The sequence below is a fragment of the Vibrio sp. 378 genome, from assembly GCF_033339435.1.
Window position 1 is genome coordinate 1 of the sequence record NZ_JAWOUO010000791.1, and the last position, 607, is coordinate 607.

The following is a 607-nucleotide window of genomic DNA, read 5'->3' on the forward strand; positions in this document are numbered from 1 at the left end:
ACTTTTCTCTACTACGTTTGAACGTCCACTCTAGCCAAAAGTGATAGATAGTCAGTAACACCAATGTTAGCAGCGCTGCGATAGCGACTGCTTGGTTTTTATGTAGCCACTCTTGAACCTTTTGCGCCCAAGGTTTCTGTAAGGGATGTAAGTCCAAATGCTTGTAGACTTTATCTACGTTAACGCTAGGCGCAGGTAGCGTCCAACCCACATTGTTGGCAGCAATAGCGGCTGAATGATCTGCAGGCATTGCAAACAGGGTTTGTGCGACCTTTTGCCCAACATCTACCGGAGCACGCTCCGTCATGGCCATGGTCCAATTTGGGTACAGAGGAGTACTAACTGCGCAAACCGAATCAGCAGGCCTTCTTTCGTTGAGCACTCTCAAATTATGCAGCTCTATCTTGCCTTCGGCCGCCATGTTTTCCAGCGTACAAGCAGGAACAATTGCAACATCAATTTGGTCGTCGATCACATCGAGAATCAACTGATCGGTCGGTGGGCCAGTAAAATGGATTGTTTCAAAGAACGATGAGTTGAAATACCCAAGCTTGTCGAGCTCATAACGTAGAGCAAGAAAACCACCAAACGCCTTTTCTGATACAGC

General features: G+C 47.1%; 1 protein-coding gene. It reads right to left on the reverse strand.

From position 1 onward, the window contains the following. On the reverse strand, window positions 1-607 hold a 607-nt coding region (locus tag R7Q48_RS28870; protein WP_318133776.1), incomplete at both ends, for a phosphate/phosphite/phosphonate ABC transporter substrate-binding protein.